The sequence below is a fragment of the Facklamia sp. P12937 genome (genome assembly GCF_050409505.1).
Taxonomy (GTDB): domain Bacteria; phylum Bacillota; class Bacilli; order Lactobacillales; family Aerococcaceae; genus Facklamia.
The window spans coordinates 1-17,375 of sequence record NZ_JBNUPI010000014.1 but is presented as its reverse complement, the minus strand read 5'-3'; the positions used below and the strand labels follow the sequence as shown (position 1 = coordinate 17,375).

The window sequence follows — 17,375 nt, the reverse complement described above, 5'->3', positions numbered from 1 at the left end:
CTTGGCTATTTTTAAAGGTAAGTCTTTTTAAGAAATAACTAAAAACGTGGGAGATTAGTCAAATTTCTACTATTTTATCCCAATCATGATATAATAAATAACAATGAGAAAGGTGGCGAGAATATGCCTTGGCGTGAATTATATAAAAAATGGAAAAACAAAGAAAATCTTGACCAAGCGGTCAAGAAATCTCTAGAAGAACAAGCTGGCGATGAAACAAAAGATGCTTTTAATAATGTTTTAAGCTTTGGTACGGCAGGGATGCGCGGTATTATAGGAGCGGGCCCGAACCGAATGAATATTTATACAGTTAGACAAGCAACAGAAGGTTTAGCCATGTTAATCAATGAAGCAGGTCAAGAAGCAAAAGAGCGTGGTGTTGTTATTGCCTATGATTCGAGACACTATTCCCCCGAGTTTTCAATGGAAGCCGCTTTAGTCTTAGGTAAGCACGGAATTAAGGTTTATTTATATGAAAGCCTACGTCCAACACCTACCTTGTCTTTCGCTGTGCGTTATTTACATGCTTATGCGGGTATCATGGTAACGGCTAGTCACAATCCGGCAGAATATAATGGTTATAAGGTCTATGGTGAAGATGGCGGTCAAATGCCACCAGAAGATGCGGATAAGTTAACTCGGTTTGTACGGTCCATTGAAGATCCACTAGTCATTGAAGTAGGAAATAAGACGGAATTGTTAGGGTCAGGTAAAGTTGAAATTATTGGTGATCGTGTGGATCAAGCTTATCTAGCTGAGATTGCTAAAGTAACGATTGATTCTAATCTAATTGCTGAGATGGCAGAAGAAGTAAAAATTGTTTTTACTCCACTACACGGTACGGGAATGTATCTAGGGATGCAGGCTTTAGAACAAGCAGGGTTTTCTAACATCCATGTTGTTGAAGAGCAAGCAGAACCAGATGGAGGTTTTCCAACTCTTAAATCCCCTAATCCTGAATCGCCTGAATCATTTGACTTGGCTGAACAAATTGGGCGAAATATTGAAGCTGATATTCTTTTAGCAACAGATCCGGATGCTGATCGTTTAGGTGCGATGATTCGTACTCAAGAAGGAAATTATCAATTGCTATCAGGAAACCAAATCGCCTGCTTAATGTTGAACTATATGTTAAAAGCATACCAAGCCAAAGATCAATTACCTGAAAATGGTGTAATCATAAAATCGATTGTTTCAACAGATCTAGCAGAAGAAATTGCTAAAGCCTATAAGGTTGAGACGGTAGATGTTTTAACAGGTTTTAAATTTATTGCAGAAAAAATTAAACAGTACGAAGAATCAAAAGCGCACACCTTCATTATGGGCTTTGAGGAAAGTTTTGGCTATTTATTGAAGAGCTTTACACGTGATAAAGATGCTATTCAAGCCTTAGTAATGTTGGCTGAAATTACAGCCTTTTATAAAAAACAAAACAAAACCCTCGCACAAGCGCTAATGTCAATTTATGAAGAATATGGTTATTATAAAGAAAAAACTTTATCCATCTCTTTTACATCACTTGATGGAAAGCAAGAAATGGAAGCGTTAATGAATGAAACGCGGGCTAATCGCTTGACGGAGGTAGCTGGTATTCCTGTTGCCGAAGCCTACGATTATTTAAATAGTAATTTGATTTATGCAGATGGTAAACAATCCAGTCTTTCATATCCTAAATCCAATGTTTTAAAATATAAATTGAAAGACGGATCATGGATTGCCTTAAGACCAAGTGGCACAGAGCCAAAAATAAAATTATATATGGGCGCTAAAGCTGAAAGTGAACAGGCTGCAAATGACAAAATAGTGAGTTTAGAGGCCTTTTTGAATCAATTGATTAAGTAAGTTAAATCTCTGCTGAAATCTTTTTCTTTTTAAGAAAGTGGATTTCAGCAGCTTTTTTAGCTAAAAGATTCATAGATAGAGTAGAAATTAATTTGTGATATAATAGAGAGTAATAAATATTCACCAAGAAAAGAGGGAGACCATGTCAAATTTGGAATTAGTCATTATCACTGGGATGAGTGGTGCAGGCAAAACCGTTGCTGTTCAAAGTTTTGAAGACCTTGGATATTACTGCATCGATAATATGCCGCCAAGTCTTTTGCCAACCTTTTGGCAATTGATGCGAGAATCAGGTAAAATCACTAAAATCGCTATGGTAATTGATTTAAGAACACGGGAGTTTTTTGATGAGTTATCGGATATAATCGGTACGATGGATAATAATCAAGATGTTACTTCAAGAATTCTCTTTTTAGAAGCCAATGACCAAGAATTGGTTTCTCGTTATAAGGAGTCACGTAGACATCATCCATTATCACAAGCAAATGAAGTCTCAACATTGAGTGCGATTGCTAAAGAAAAAGAGTTATTACGCGATTTAAGAACGCGTGCTCAAATGATTGTAGACACTTCTGAAATGAAACCCAGACAACTAAGAGCTTATATTATGGAACATTTTGCTGAAAAGGAGCAAGTTACCTTTAGAATAGATGTAGTCTCTTTTGGTTTTAAGTATGGTCTTCCAATAGATGCAGATGTTGTCATGGATGTGCGTTTTTTACCTAACCCTTATTATATTCAAGATTTAAGAGGATTAACTGGAGTGGATAATGCGGTTTATGATTATGTTATGAGTCAACCGGAAAGTCAAATTTTTTATAATAAGCTAATCGACTTATTAAATTATTGTGTTCCTGGCTATAAACGCGAAGGCAAAAGTAGGGCTGTGATAGCGATTGGTTGTACAGGGGGGCAACACCGTTCAGTGGCCCTAGCTGAAAGAATTGGCGAACATTTTACTCGCATGAATTATTGTACAAATGTTAATCACCGTGATATGGCAAAAAACCAAAACCAAGTATTAAAGAAGGTTGCTAGAAATGAATCAGATGCGTCAAGCTCGTTATAAAGTTGCGGTAATCGGTGGGGGAACCGGCTTGCCTGTAATTTTAAGAGGGCTAAAGAAATTAGATGCCAACATTACAGCAATCGTTACTGTTGCCGACGACGGAGGGTCATCTGGCGTTATTCGTGATTATATTAACGTTGTTCCACCGGGAGATATCCGTAACTGTATGTCAGCTCTTTCCGAAGCAGACCCAGTCTTACTTGAACTCTTTCAATATCGCTTTAACACGGATGATGATTTTTTAGCAGGCCATGCCATTGGAAATCTTTTGATTGCCGCTTTAAAGGAAATGAAAGGCTCACTGTCGGAAGCCATTGATATCTTATCGCAATTTATGAATATTAATGGTCAAATCCTACCAGCAGCTCCTGAACCATTAATTTTGCAAGCTTTATTTGAAGACGGAACGATCGCTGTTGGCGAGTCGAAAATAGCCCACCATCGTAAACGCATTCAAGAAGTTAATGTAATGACTATTGAAGGAAAACCTGCCGTTAAGGCTTCTTCAAGGGTTGTGGAAGCAATCATGGAAGCAGACTTAATTGTATTAGGTCCAGGCAGTTTGTATACTTCTATTTTGCCCAATTTAATGATTGATGAGATTGGGCAAGCGATATCAAAAACCAATGCTCAGGTAGTTTATATTTGTAATATTATGACTCAATTAGGAGAAACAGAAAACTTTACGGATGCAGATCATATTGAAGTATTACATAATCATTTGGGAGTTCGATTTGTCGATACCGTTTTGGTTAATACTACAGAAGTTCCCAAAGAATATATTATCAATCAACCAAACAAAGAGTATCTGCTTCAAGTAAAACACGATTTCAATGGTTTGCGTCGTTTAGGATGTCGGGTTATATCTAGTGAGTTTTTAAGTATGAAAGAAGGCGGCGCTTATCATGATACGGATAAGGTTGTTGAAGAATTAGGGCACTTATTGAATAGTGTGCGTTTGCTTGATAAAAATAGTTCTGATTCAAATAAGCACTCAGTTTTATAAATGGACTAAATGTTGGTTAAGGAGAGAGTAGGATGACATTTGCAGCAGAAGTAAAAAAAGAATGTACATTATTAGAAGTTCACAAAGAGCATGCCAAAGCAGAATTAGCGGCATTGATCCGCATGAATGGTGCGGTTTCTATTTATCAACAAAAGCTAATTTTAAATGTACAAAGTGAAAATGCTGCAATCGCAAGAAGGTTATATACCTTACTCAAGGACTACTTTGATGCTGAAAGCGAACTGATTGTTCGGCGCAAAATGAAATTAAAAAAGAACAATGTCTATATTGTGCGCTGTCGTTATCATGTACAAGAAATTTTAGAAGATTTAGAAATTTTTGATCAATTAAGCCTCATCTCAAGAGTGGCTCCCGAAATAATGCAAAACGACCCAAAGAAGCGCTCTTATTTGCGAGGAGCCTTTTTAGCGGGAGGCTCGGTGAATAATCCGGAGTCAAACTCTTATCATTTAGAAATATACTCGAGTTATGAGGATCATAATGAAGATCTTTGTAAAATGATGAATGATTTTCATTTAAATGCAAAAACAATTGCTCGTAGAAACGGATATATCACCTACTTAAAAGAGGCAGAGAAAATCGCTGACTTTTTAGTAATTATTGGAGCCAATCGAGCAGTCTTAAAATTTGAAGATGTGCGGATTGTTAGGGATATGAGGAATTCAGTTAATCGCTTAGTTAATTGTGAAAACGCTAATCTTAATAAAGTAATTGATGCTTCGCAAAAACAAATTGCAGCTATTAAACGAATTGAAGCCAAAAAAGGATTGTCCTCTTTACCGGAAAAATTAGAAGAAATGGCACGTTTTCGTATTGAAAATCCAGATATGAGCTTAAGAGAGTTGGGAGAGCAAATTCCTAACGGACCTATTTCGAAATCGGGAGTTAATCATCGGTTGAGAAAAATTGTTGAATTGGCCGAAAAAATCTAAATAATATATTTGCTTAGCACTTTTAAACTTCTTTTTTGGTATTTAATATTAACACCATTAAGGAGGAATTATATGAATCAAGTAACTTTTGTTGGTAGATTATGTCGAGACATACAGTTAAAAGAGGTTGGCGATTCAGCGGCTGTTACTAATAATGTCATTGCAATCAAACGTCCTTTTCGTGATCGTAATGGTGAATCAGTGACTGACTTTATTCCTTTCGTCGCTTGGAACGGTTTGGCAAAATTGATTCACAAGTATGCATGCAAGGGGCAACGCATTGCTTTATCAGGAATGATGCAAAGTCGCAGCTATCTCAACGCTGAAAAAGAAGAAATTTATGTTATTGAATGTAATGCCAGCGAAATTACTCTCTTGGACAAGCCGAAATCTAAGGCGGTTTCTAATCAAGAGATGGAGATGAAGGCGGAAGATATGCAGGTGTCCCAAGAAACGATTCAGCAAGTGTTAAATGATATTTCAAATTGATTAGCTGTTTTAAAAAAGTTGCCGAGCAAATACTTGCTCGGTTTTTTGTTTTTATAAAATAATAAGCCCAAAAACTATAAATGTTATATACTACCTTGGACTGAGTGGAGAAGACCTAGTGTCTCTTATAATAAGATTTGTGTATAATAGAAAAAACAGTAGGTTCTTAAAAAGGGGGAAGCCAAATGAAAATATTAATGATTGAGGATAATGAATCCGTTTGTGAAATGATGGGGATGTTCTTTGAAAAAGAAAATTTTGAAGCAAGCTTTCATGGTGATGGAAAAGAAGGATTTGAAGCCTATCGGACGCAACCTAACATTTGGGACATTGTTATTCTGGATTTAAATCTACCTTCTATGGATGGAATGACCATTTGTCGCAAAATTAGACAGATTTCTAAAGAGACGCCTATTATTATGCTAACTGCTCAAGATTCTGAAAGCGACCAAGTGATTGGTTTAGAAATGGGCGCGGATGATTATGTAACCAAACCCTTCAGTCCCTTGACGTTATTAGCGAGGATGAAAGCTCTGCATCGAAGAGCTCAAGTAGTTTCAGCTGATGCAGCTGTTAAAGAAGAAAATGAGTTTGATATTGAAACAAAAACTGTCAAAATCAATACTTCTACACGTGAAGCTTACTATCACGATAAAAAAATAGAGAGTTTAACACCTAAGGAATTTGATTTATTTGTAATGTTTGCTCAGCATCCTAAGCGAGTGTTTACCAGAGAGCAATTACTCAAGAGTATTTGGGAAGATCCCTTTTTTGGTGATGAAAGAACAGTAGATGCACACATAAAAAAATTAAGACAAAAAATAGAGCGTTATGGTTCCCAGTTGATTCAAACAGTTTGGGGAGTTGGTTATAAATTTGAAGAACTAGGTGATTAATTATGAAGTTCTTATGGCAGCAAATAATTGTTTTCTTAATAGTATTATTGACTGCCCTAACGGTTTCTGCATACCGTATTTCCGATTATATGGAAAAGAAGATCTATGAGGATCGTGAATTGCAGCTCTTGCGTTATGGTGAAAATATAGTTGATAATTATTTTTCGAGAGAAGATTTGGTTCGTGCATCCCAGTTACTGTCAAGTGAAAAAATAATTATCCAAGTGAATTTGTCCGATGGACGAATAATTTATCCTACTTATGATCAGCGCTTTGGTTCGAAGTTGAGTAAAGAAGATCTGGAACAGATTGCTAAGGGTGGAAATGTTGGTTTACGCTACTCACAAAGATACGTAGACCCAGACACGCAGTTACAAATGGCAACGGTCTACATTCCTTTGAAAGAAAATCAAGTAGCAGGTTTTCCTCCAGGTTTTATTAGTTTAGGGGCACCACTAGAAGATTTAGAAGAAAAAGTGACGGCCATGCAAGAAAAAGTATTATTTGCTTATTTATTAGCAGGTATTGCAGGCTTAGGGATGAGTGTTCTCTTTTCAATCTATCAGACTAATAAGTTAAAACAGCTGCGAAAAGCCAGTCAAGAAATTGCTTCTGGAAATTATGAAATTAAGGTGAATACCAAAGGTCAGGATGAATTTGCTGATTTATCTAAAGATTTTCAAAAGATGGCAGATTCTCTTGTTCAATATGAGTCGGAAGTTGAAAGACAAGAGACATTAAGGAAACAATTCATGATGGATGTAGCTCACGAAATGCGAACCCCTCTAACAACCATGAGTGGATTATTAGAAGGTTTACGTTACGATATGATTCCTGAAAATCAAGTGGATCGCAGTTTGGAACTCATCCACTCTGAAACGCAGCGCTTGACACGTTTAGTTAATGAAAATTTAGATTATGAACGAATACGTAACAAACAAATCAGCCTAAATAAAGTTTCTATCAATACCGAAGTTTTATTTGAAAATATAAAAACCCAATTACAAGTAAAAGCTAAAGAAAAGAATGATCAATTAGTTAGTCAAATTGCACCAGATTTCACTTTATGGGCAGACTATGATCGTATTACTCAAGTTTTGATTAATTTAGTAACCAATGCCATTCAATTTTCGCAAGATAGTGAGATTGTTTTAGAAGCTAAAATGGTAGACGCAGGTTCTCAAATAAAAGTGATCGATCATGGTATTGGGATTGACACCGATCAGATTCGTTCCATATGGGAAAGGTTTTATAAAGTTGATGTTTCAAGAAAAAACACAAAGTTTGGGGAATCTGGCATCGGTTTGGCTGTTGTCAAATCCTTGGTTGAAGCTCATAATGGGAAAATAGAAGTTGAGAGCGAACTCAATAAAGGGTCAGTTTTTATAATAACGTTGCCACGTCAAAACAAATAAGCTATAATGTACCCTTGTTAATGATAACTAACAAAACTGACATGATAAGGAGGACTATCGAGTGGGGAAAACTTTAAAAGGCATAATATCTATTGCTCTTATTTTAGGTTTAGTAGGAGTCATTACTTTGAACGCTTACGTAAATTCAAATTCAAAAGCTAATCTTGTTCAAAAGCCTAACCAAGAATTCACCAACATTTTGGACGATATTCAATCTCAAATTGATGAGCTATATTATGATGAAAACCAAGATTTCTTAAAAGAATCATTCCAAGTGGAAATGATAGACCCAATTAAAAAGAATATTAATAAGTTGAATGAATCAACGACTGTTAAGAATCAATATCTTGATCAGTTGAAAGAAATTGAAAAACGTTTCCAAGCACAAAATGAGGTCAATGACTTCTTTGCAGGAACCAAAGATGCTATCCGTGGAAATGAAGTGAATGAAGATTTAATGATCCGCGAAGGGCTCACTAAAGAAAAAGTGTTCAAGGTAAAAGAAGAATATTACTATGAAGAAATTGGAATTGATGAGCAGACGTCGGATTCAAATCAAGAAGTAGAATTAGATGCTTTTCAAAAGGCGATTAATCTTCTGATTGATCAAGTGGAAGAAAGTGTTGTTGAAGGTGATGAACTTTTAGAACTTTTCAAAGATGTAGAAAAAATTGACATCGTTGATGGTAATATTGGTAAAATAGCACAAGCTATGCGCAAATTCGATCAGCGATTATTAGAAGTCAAAAATTCACTTCCTTCTCTATATAAAACAATGAATAAAAAAGCGGATACTTATACCCATAAAGTGATTAAGGAAGTGGCAAAAATAGCTAAAGATGTGCCACAATACTATCAACTCTTAGTTAGCTCTTTGGAACCATCTGAGCGTTTAAGTCAAGCTCTTGAAGATAATAAGGAACTTTTCGAAGGATCAGAGGAAACAACGGTTGAAGTAGTTGAAACAACTCAAAAGATAGCTGAAACTGTTGAGACTTCTAACGATTATTATTACGAGGAACCAGAAAACTCATGGACTAATCCAGAGCCAACACCTCCAAGTACAACTGTTCGACCAGGAACATCTGAACCAGTTGAATCGACACAAGTAATCGAGACATCTGAAGTTAATGACGATAATTATTACTAATATGCCTTTGATTTTTAATTAAGAAAAGCACTTCACCTTCAATTCATGCCTTTTATTAAAAGGTTATTTATTGGAAGTTGGAGTGCTTTTGTTAAAATAATTGGATATAAGAAATAAGGAGGAAAGATATGGATGTTTTATGCTTTATCGCCCATGATCAGCTAGCAAATTCTTCTAGCCAGCAATTTTTATTAGCTAGTGGCCAAGCACTCACCCAAACAGACTACGTTGATTTAACGGCTGAGTGGCAAGACAAAGGTTTTTTTGATTCCAAACAAGAGCTTTTAAGAATGGCTGATTATGAGCGTATTTTATTTCAATTTCCTCTGTATTGGTATCAAGCACCGGCAATCTTAAAGGTTTGGATGGACCAAGTGTTTAATGATCAATTAAACTTTAAACAGACAGTGAAAATTTTACAAGATAAAGAATTTGGAATTGTATTAACGGTAGGTTCTAGACTCGAAAGTTTTCAACCAGGTGAACGAGCGGGAGTTAGTTTAGCGGACTTAATGTCACCTTATTATGCTTGGGCAAACGATTTTGCTATGAAGTATCGTCCACCTTTTATTATTTCACAATTTCATTATTTAACAGAAGAAGAAAAATATCATTTAATGATTGATTACGTGACTTATTTAAAAACAGGTCGACTTTATTTACTAGAAGATAAGGTGAATGTTTTGTTAGAAGAACTTGATCGACTAAAAATAAATTTAGACCCGCTTGATCAGCATATATATGACCAATTTATTCAGAAATTAATTGACCAAGCAGACGAGCTAAAAGAATTAGAACTTTTTGATGAGGAGTAGTAAAGATAATATGCAAAAAGCAAAGATGTTCCAAGTTCCTATTGAAAAATGGGCAGAAAGTTGCAAAGATTATCCAAGTCGTGCTGTTTTAAAGGTAGCTTTAGCTGTTTTGAAAGAGCAAGAGAAGAGAATTGAACAAAATAGAGACCAATTAGATGCTAATGCATGGAGTCCCAAAGCTTGGTCTTAGATAGGCTTGCAAGATAGTAGAATAGACTTTATACTAAAACGAAAGAACGAGTGGGAGTGAATGTGATGTCAATAATTGAAGATTTAAAGTGGCGAGGCGCTATCAATCAACAAACAGATGCAGAGGGTTTAGAGAAGCTATTATCTAAAAAAACGATTGCCTTATACTGCGGAGTAGATCCAACGGGGGATTCTATGCATATTGGGCATTTAATTCCTTTTATGGTTTTAAAGCGGTTTCAATTAGCCGGTCACCAACCGATTGTCTTGATTGGAGGGGCAACAGGATCGATTGGCGATCCTTCAGGTCGAACCAGTGAAAGAAGCTTACAAACAATGGAAGTAGTCCAAAAAAATGCTCAGAAGCTGACACAACAAATGGAAAAACTGTTCTTAAAAGGGGATTCGGCTGATAATACTTTCAAAATAATGAATAATTATGATTGGTTAAGTAAACTCTCTTTATTAGAATTTCTGAGAGATTATGGTAAACACTTTAATGTTAATACGATGTTGGCTAAGGATGTTGTAGCCAGTCGACTTGAAAATGGAATTTCATTTACTGAATTTTCCTACCAAATTCTTCAATCCGTTGATTTTCATTACCTCTTCCAAACACAAAATGTTCAATTACAAGTCGGTGGTGGTGACCAGTGGGGAAATATTACAGCAGGTTTAGATTTTATCCGTCGTATGGAAGGAACAGAAGCAGAGGCCTATGGTTTAACTATTCCTTTAATGCTTAAGTCAGACGGTACTAAATTTGGCAAATCAGCAGGAGGAGAAACTGTTTGGTTAGATCCAGAAAAGACGACTCCTTATGAATTTTATCAATTCTGGCTTAATCAAGCAGATGATGATGTTGTTAAATATTTAAAATATTTCACTTTCCTCGAGCAATCAGAAATTGAAGCTTTAGAAAAAGAAGTGGCTGAACAACCGCATTTAAGAAAGGGACAACGTCGTTTAGCTGAGGAAATCACACGGTTTGTGCATGGTCAAGAAGCATTAGAAGAAGCCGAAAAAATTACTCACGCTCTGTTTACCGGTAATGTGGGTAATCTAACTACTCAACAAATTGAAGCAGGATTTAAAAATATGCCGCATGCACTAGCGAATAAAGAAGCAATGAATATTGTAATCTGGCTAGTGGAGACAGGGATCGTTCAGTCCAGAAGACAAGCCAGAGAATTTGTTAGCAACGGTGCTATATTAATTAATGGCACAAAAGTAACTGATTTGGATTATGAAATCAGTCAAAAAGATGCCATTGGAGAACTTTATATTATTGTCAGACGCGGGAAAAAACACTATACACTGGTCACTTTAAAATAGCGGTTGGTTCAAAACATCCTTAGAAAATTTCTAAGGATGTTTTTATCTGTTCAAATGTTTCAATAAGGTTACAAGTCTTATACGATTCAACGAAAACGCCCTTTTTTGATGTTTAATGTGTTAATATCATTCTTGTTAAGAGAAAAGTATCAATAGATATATTTAAATAAAAGTTCAAAGAGGAGCTAATAAGAATGAAAATCAAATTTTCTAAGAAGCTATTAACGACATTATTAACTTCATCAATTATACTTTCATCAGTTAGTAGTTTACCAATCTATGCTCAAGATATTGAGGGTATTAATGCAAACATTGATTATCAAGTAAATAATTTAAATGCTGAACAAACTCAGCTATATGCTCAGTTAGTAAATTCATACAATCAAATTGAAACAATTAAAGAAGAGGCTGAGCAACTTCAAAATTCGATTTCAGACGATAACCAAACAATTGAATTATTAAACCAAGAAATTGAAGAACTACAAGAAATGATTGACAAGCGTCAAGAGTTAATTGCTGAACAAGCGGTTGCTATTCAAGAAAAAGGTGGAACTACCAACTACCTAAATATTTTAGCATCTTCAGAATCACTTTCTGATTTCGTTGGACGAATGGATGTAATTATCAAGCTGGTTTCTTCTAATAAGGATTTATTAAATAGTCAAAAAGAAGACATGGCAAGTGTTGAAGCTAAAAAAGTAGCGACTGAAAAAGCTAAAGCAACAAAAGTTGATAAAATGATCAGCTTAGAAGCATTAAAAGGTGATTTAGAAGTTGAAACAGCTTCAGCAGAATTAGCTTACGCAGAATTAACTAGACAAGCAGAATTAGCTGAAGAAAACCGTCTAGCTCTAGAAGCAGAAGCAGCGGCCTTTGAAGCGGCAACTCAAGTAGCAATTATTGAGAACATACAAGCAGTTGAAGAAGCAGTTGTTGAATCTGGTGAAGATGTTGTAACTTCAGAAGTAGCACCATTAGAAACAATTGAAACATCTCAAGAGACTACACAAACAGCAGAAGTTTCATATGAAGTTGTTGCTTCACTAGAGACAATTGAAAGTGAAGAAGCAGTTGTTACAACTCAAGCAGTAGAAACAAGTTTAGAGCCAATTGAGACAACACAAGCTATCGAAACCACTGTTGCGCCAGTTGAAACAACACAAGTTGTTGAAACGAGTCTTGAGCCATTAGAAACAACAGCGGTTGAAGTGATTGCAACCACTGCAGAAGTAATCGAAGAAGTCCAAGCGCCAGACTTGTCTTATAATACTGGATCATTAATCGGAAATGCTGAAAAATATATTGGTATCCCTTATGTATGGGGAGGTAAATCTCCAGCAGGATTTGACTGTTCAGGATTTGTTCAATATGTTTTCAAAGAGACCTATGGTATGGAAATTGGTGGATGGACTGGTGCTCAAGAAAATGCGGGCACTAGAATTTCAATAGACCAAGCACAAGCAGGTGACTTATACTTCTGGGGTAGTCCTGGAGGAACTTACCACGTTGCTTTAGCAACTGGTGGAGGAAATTATATTCATGCTTCTCAACCAGGCACACCTTTAGGTTACTCAAACATTTCAACATTTACCCCATCGTTTGCGGTAAGAGTCTTATAAAAATTAATGAGAGTCAGGAAACTGACTCTTTTTTTATACAATCATTTAATTAAGCAAAAGACTGCTTCTAATCTATGATATAATATGAGAGATAATTTATTTGAAAGGGGCACTCATCCGTGACCGAACAAAAAACTTTTTATATTTCAACACCGATTTATTATCCCAGTGGTAAATTGCATATAGGAAATGCTTATTCCACTCTTGCTGCTGATACCATGTCACGCTATAAGCGTTTAATGGGTTACGATGTTTTCTTTGTAACTGGAACTGATGAACATGGTCAAAAGATTGAACAAAAAGCTGAGGAATTAAATTTAGAGCCCAAAGCATATGTTGATGAAATGGCTGAAGAAATTCAAAAGCTTTGGCAAAAACTAGAAATAACCAATGATCATTTTATTCGTACTACTGACGACTATCATGTTCAAGCGGTTCAAAAGATTTTTGACCAATTATTAGAACAAGGCGATATTTATTTGGGTGAATATTCAGGTTGGTATTCAGTCAGTGATGAGGAGTATTTTACCGAAACGCAGCTAGCGGAAGTCTTTAAAGATGAAAAGGGTAATGTCGTGGGAGGAATTGCTCCTTCCGGCCATGAAGTAGAGCTAGTAAAAGAAGAATCTTATTTCTTTAAATTAGCCAAATATACGGATCGGTTAATTGAATATTACGAATCCGATGATCAAGTGATTTTACCTGAATTTCGAAAAAATGAAATGATTAATAACTTTATCAAACCTGGTTTAGAAGACTTAGCAGTATCAAGGACCTCCTTCAGTTGGGGAATCCCAGTGAAGACAAATCCTAAACATGTTGTTTATGTATGGATTGATGCACTATCTAATTATATCACCTCTTTAGGTTATGGTAGCGATAATGATGAAGCTTTTAAAAAGTTTTGGCCTGCGGATATTCACGTCTTAGGCAAAGATATTTCGCGCTTCCATATGATTTATTGGCCCGCCTTATTAATGGCTTTAGATCTTCCTTTACCGAAACGTATTTATGCCCATGGTTGGATTGTCATGAAAGATGGCAAGATGTCTAAATCCAAAGGGAATGTGATTTACCCAGAGATTTTGATTGAACGATATGGTCTTGATGCGACTCGTTACTATCTTTTAAGAGGGATGAGTTTGGGGAGTGATTCTGTATTTACACCAGAAGACTTCGTTAAAAGCATCAATACTGAATTAGCCAATGACTTAGGAAACTTGCTCAACCGTACTGTTGCGATGATTAATAAATACTTCCAAGGTGCCGTACCTAACAAGCAAGTTTTGCAGTCACAAAATGATTTGGATAAAGAGTTCACTAATTATTTAACAGATCATTTAGAAGCATACCATGAAAAAATGGAATTAATGGCTTTTGATAAAGCGATTGACGCCTTAATGGCGATTGTTTCTAGATCTAACAAGTATATTGATCAAACTGAACCTTGGAATTTAGCAAAAGACTCACAATTAACAGATCGTTTAGCCATTGTAATGTTCCATTTGGCAGAAAGCTTACGCATCATCGGTCATTTATTAAGACCTTTTATGACACAGGCTCCATTGGAAATCTTCAAACAATTGGGTGTTGAGGAAGAAATAAACGCTAATTTAAGCGATCTAGTTTTTGGTCAATTTGCAGAAAATGCGCAGGTAATTAAAAAAGGTGTTCCTATCTTTCCTCGTTTGGAAGTGGAAGAAGAGATTACTTATTTACAAGAAGCCATGTCTCTTGAAAGTCAAAAGGATATTTCTTCAGCTAATTTAACAGTATCTGATCCTGACTGGGACCCGGAAGCAATTCAGTTAAGCTATGCTGAAACGGCAGAAGTAGCATTTGATGATTTTATTCAAACTGAAATTAAAGTAGCAGAAGTTATTGATGTCGACGAAGTAGAAGGCTCCAATAAGTTGTTACGCTTTAGACTGGATGCAGGTGACCAAGGTCATCGTCAAATCTTATCGGGTATTAAAAAATACTATCCGGATTTCAAAGAGTTAATTGGCAGAAAAGTCTTGGTTGTGGCAAATCTTAAACCGAGAAAGATGATGGGTCATATTAGTCAAGGTATGATTTTATCTGCTGAAAGTGGCAAAGATTTACATTTAGTTTTTGCCCCAGATCAAGCCAAAAATGGTTCACTGATTGGGTAAAAAGAATAAAAAGGACAAGTATTCGCACTTGTCCTTTTTATGTTTAATGAGCCTATCTGTTTGAAAAGAACGAGTTATGTTAAAATAACAAAAGATTGGAGAGGAAAAAATGAAATTATTTGATACACACACTCATCTAAATGTCTCCCAATTTCATGGGAAAGAAGAAGAATATTTACAAAGAGCTAAAGAAGCAGGCGTCGGTTTTTTAGCAGTTGTTGGTTTTGATCGTCCTACCATCGAGCGCAGTCTAACGCTTAGCCAAGAGCATAAGCATTTGATTAGTGTGGTAGGTTGTCATCCCACCGAAACCATTTATTATGATCAAACTTTTGAAGACGATTTACATAAGTGGTTAGAATTAGATCGTGTCAAAATGTTAGGTGAAATAGGTTTGGATTATCATTGGGATACCTCTCCCAAAGATATTCAAGCTAAAGTCTTTAGAAGGCAAATAGCCATTGCCAAGGAACATAATCTACCAATTACTATTCATAATCGCGAAGCAACCAAAGATTGCTACCGAATTCTTAAGGAAGAAGGGCTTCCAGCAGCTGGGGGAATTATGCACTCTTTTGGAGAAGGACCTGAGGAGGCGAAGCGCTTTTTAGATTTAGGTATGCACTTATCTTTTAGTGGGGTGGTCACTTTTAAAAAGACGGAAGATGTCCGTCAAGCTGCGGCCATTACACCACTAGACAAACTATTGATCGAAACAGATGCTCCTTACTTAGCCCCTGTTCCAATGAGAGGAAAGCAAAACGAACCAGCTTTCGTTAAGTATGTAGCGGAAAAGTTGGCTGAAGTTAGAAACCTTTCCGTCGAAGAAGTTGCCCGGATAACAAGTGAAAATGCCTTTAAGCTATTTAATTGGCAACCAGAAGAGGAAGCTTAATGAAAGAAATAGAAGTGCCCACCGAAGTGGTGGTAGTAGAAGGTCGATCTGATACCCAACGTCTTAATCAGATTTTTGGCCCAAGTATTAAAGTGATTGAAACCAATGGGTCGGCCATTGATCAAGAAATCCTCAGCCGAATTGAAGAAGCTAATAAGCAATTTGGCGTAATAGTCTTTACTGATCCTGATTATCCTGGCGAGCGCATTCGCAGAATTATTCGTACTCAAATTCCAAGCGTTAAAGAAGCTTTTTTAAGCCAAGAAGCTGCAAATTCACACCGTAAAAAAGATTCTTTGGGAATTGAACATGCCAGTGCAGCCGATATTCAAGCAGCCTTAAGTAAAGTAACAAAGATGTCGCCTCAAAAAGAATTGAAACCGATACCCATGGCAGAACTGGTGGCTATGGGTCTAGCTGGAACAGAGCAAGCCAATGTTTTAAGGCAAACAGTAGCTAATCATTTTAATTTAGGACACGTTAACGCTAAGCAGTTACAAAAGCAATTGGCTAAGTACCAAGTAAGTCGTCAAGAGATACTAGCTTATTTAAAAAGGAGGGAAGAAAGTGAATAAAGATATTGATCATAAACTAATAGCAACACCCAGTCGTACAAGTTCGATTATGAAGCAGTATGATATAAAAATGAAGAAAAGTTTAGGGCAAAACTTTTTAGTAGAGCCTCAAATTCTACAAAGGTTAGTAGAAGTAGCAGAGATTGATTCAGAAACAACCGTTATCGAAATAGGTCCAGGAATAGGTGCTCTGACAGAGTTTTTGGCCTTATCTGCTAAGAAAGTGTTGGCATTTGAAATAGATCAACGTTTTGTAAATATTCTTCAAGATACCCTATCTCCCTATGAAAACGTTGAAGTTATTCATCGAGACATTTTAAAAGTTGATTTTAGTCAATCAGATTATGCTTACTTACACCAAAGTAAACGCTTAGTGGTGGTCGCTAATTTACCTTATTATATTACGACGCCTATCATTATGCATTTACTAGCTAGCCAGTTGTCCTTTGATTCTTTAGTCATGATGATGCAAAAGGAAGTAGCTGAGCGCATGACTGCGCAAGTAGGAACCAAAGCTTATAATTCACTAACAGTGGCTATTCAGCTTCAAATGAAAGCGGAATTAGCATTTATTGTCCCTCCCACTGTTTTTATGCCCAGACCCAATGTCGATTCTGCTGTGTTAAAATTAACGAGCTTAGAAAATCCATCTCACAACTTTAAAAACAGTAGGTCATTTCAACAGTTTGTTCAAGCTTGCTTTAAACAACGTAGAAAAACCCTGTGGAATAATTTAAAAGTTTATTATCCCAATCAAGAAGCAACTTACTTAGAAAGTTGCTTTGCTAAGGCGGATATTTTACCTAGCCGTCGCGCTGAAACATTAAATTTGGATGAGTTTATCAAGCTTTTTAACATTTTAAGTGAAAGAAATTGATAGAATAATTGTTAGACGATAATGTTAGACGATAATACATGTCAACCGTAAATGAAAATGTCCTGAAATTTTAAAAATTTGCGGGATAAAACTA

Annotated in this window: 16 protein-coding genes; all 16 read left to right on the top strand. The window is 36.1% G+C overall.

Annotated features, from left to right (window positions below):
• Positions 1-123: 123 nt before the first annotated feature.
• The 16 genes from ACQV2R_RS06235 to rsmA all read left to right on the top strand — a co-directional run bounded on the left by ACQV2R_RS06235 (position 124) and on the right by rsmA (position 17,281).
• Positions 124-1,842, top strand: coding sequence for a phospho-sugar mutase (locus ACQV2R_RS06235; protein WP_428875180.1), 1,719 nt, complete (start codon positions 124-126; stop codon positions 1,840-1,842).
• A gap of 142 nt (positions 1,843-1,984) precedes the next feature.
• Positions 1,985-2,911 carry an RNase adapter RapZ gene (rapZ, locus tag ACQV2R_RS06230; protein ID WP_428873188.1) on the top strand — a complete coding sequence of 309 codons (927 nt, stop codon included), beginning with the start codon at positions 1,985-1,987 and terminating at the stop codon, positions 2,909-2,911.
• On the top strand, positions 2,883-3,917 hold the full coding sequence (locus ACQV2R_RS06225) for a gluconeogenesis factor YvcK family protein (RefSeq protein WP_428873189.1): 1,035 nt from the start codon (positions 2,883-2,885) through the stop codon (positions 3,915-3,917). Before rapZ ends, ACQV2R_RS06225 begins: the two co-directional genes overlap by 29 nt.
• A 32-nt stretch (positions 3,918-3,949) precedes the next feature.
• Positions 3,950-4,870, top strand: a complete 921-nt coding sequence (gene whiA, locus ACQV2R_RS06220; RefSeq protein ID WP_428873190.1) for a DNA-binding protein WhiA — start codon at positions 3,950-3,952, stop codon at positions 4,868-4,870.
• A gap of 72 nt (positions 4,871-4,942) precedes the next feature.
• On the top strand, positions 4,943-5,359 hold the full coding sequence (locus tag ACQV2R_RS06215; protein ID WP_428873191.1) for a single-stranded DNA-binding protein: 417 nt from the start codon (positions 4,943-4,945) through the stop codon (positions 5,357-5,359).
• Positions 5,360-5,544: 185 nt separating this feature from the next.
• Positions 5,545-6,255 (top strand): response regulator transcription factor, encoded by a 711-nt coding sequence (locus tag ACQV2R_RS06210; protein WP_428873193.1) that lies wholly within the window; start codon positions 5,545-5,547, stop codon positions 6,253-6,255.
• Between the two features lie 2 nt (positions 6,256-6,257).
• The gene (locus ACQV2R_RS06205) at positions 6,258-7,670 is read left to right on the top strand and encodes an ATP-binding protein (RefSeq protein WP_428873194.1); all 1,413 of its coding nucleotides are present in this window, start codon (positions 6,258-6,260) and stop codon (positions 7,668-7,670) included.
• A 61-nt stretch (positions 7,671-7,731) separates the two neighbouring features.
• Positions 7,732-8,820 (top strand): hypothetical protein, encoded by a 1,089-nt coding sequence (locus ACQV2R_RS06200; protein WP_428891963.1) that lies wholly within the window; start codon positions 7,732-7,734, stop codon positions 8,818-8,820.
• A gap of 128 nt (positions 8,821-8,948) precedes the next feature.
• Complete coding sequence (locus ACQV2R_RS06195) at positions 8,949-9,635, top strand: NAD(P)H-dependent oxidoreductase (RefSeq protein WP_428891962.1); 687 nt, start codon at positions 8,949-8,951, stop codon at positions 9,633-9,635.
• Between the two features lie 10 nt (positions 9,636-9,645).
• On the top strand, positions 9,646-9,825 hold the full coding sequence (locus ACQV2R_RS06190) for a hypothetical protein (RefSeq protein WP_428891961.1): 180 nt from the start codon (positions 9,646-9,648) through the stop codon (positions 9,823-9,825).
• 65 nt (positions 9,826-9,890) lie between these two features.
• Positions 9,891-11,159, top strand: a complete 1,269-nt coding sequence (gene tyrS, locus ACQV2R_RS06185) for a tyrosine--tRNA ligase (protein ID WP_428891960.1) — start codon at positions 9,891-9,893, stop codon at positions 11,157-11,159.
• 194 nt (positions 11,160-11,353) lie between these two features.
• Positions 11,354-12,778, top strand: coding sequence for an NlpC/P60 family protein (locus tag ACQV2R_RS06180; RefSeq protein WP_428891959.1), 1,425 nt, complete (start codon positions 11,354-11,356; stop codon positions 12,776-12,778).
• A gap of 119 nt (positions 12,779-12,897) precedes the next feature.
• Positions 12,898-14,934: a methionine--tRNA ligase gene (gene metG, locus ACQV2R_RS06175; RefSeq protein WP_428875184.1), complete on the top strand. Its 2,037-nt coding sequence runs from the start codon at positions 12,898-12,900 to the stop codon at positions 14,932-14,934.
• Between the two features lie 109 nt (positions 14,935-15,043).
• Positions 15,044-15,829: a TatD family hydrolase gene (locus ACQV2R_RS06170; protein WP_428891958.1), complete on the top strand. Its 786-nt coding sequence runs from the start codon at positions 15,044-15,046 to the stop codon at positions 15,827-15,829.
• Positions 15,829-16,404, top strand: coding sequence for a ribonuclease M5 (gene rnmV, locus ACQV2R_RS06165; RefSeq protein ID WP_428873205.1), 576 nt, complete (start codon positions 15,829-15,831; stop codon positions 16,402-16,404). Before ACQV2R_RS06170 ends, rnmV begins: the two co-directional genes overlap by 1 nt.
• Positions 16,405-16,453: 49 nt before the next feature.
• Positions 16,454-17,281 carry a 16S rRNA (adenine(1518)-N(6)/adenine(1519)-N(6))-dimethyltransferase RsmA gene (rsmA, locus tag ACQV2R_RS06160; protein WP_428873343.1) on the top strand — a complete coding sequence of 276 codons (828 nt, stop codon included), beginning with the start codon at positions 16,454-16,456 and terminating at the stop codon, positions 17,279-17,281.
• Positions 17,282-17,375 lie beyond the last annotated feature (94 nt).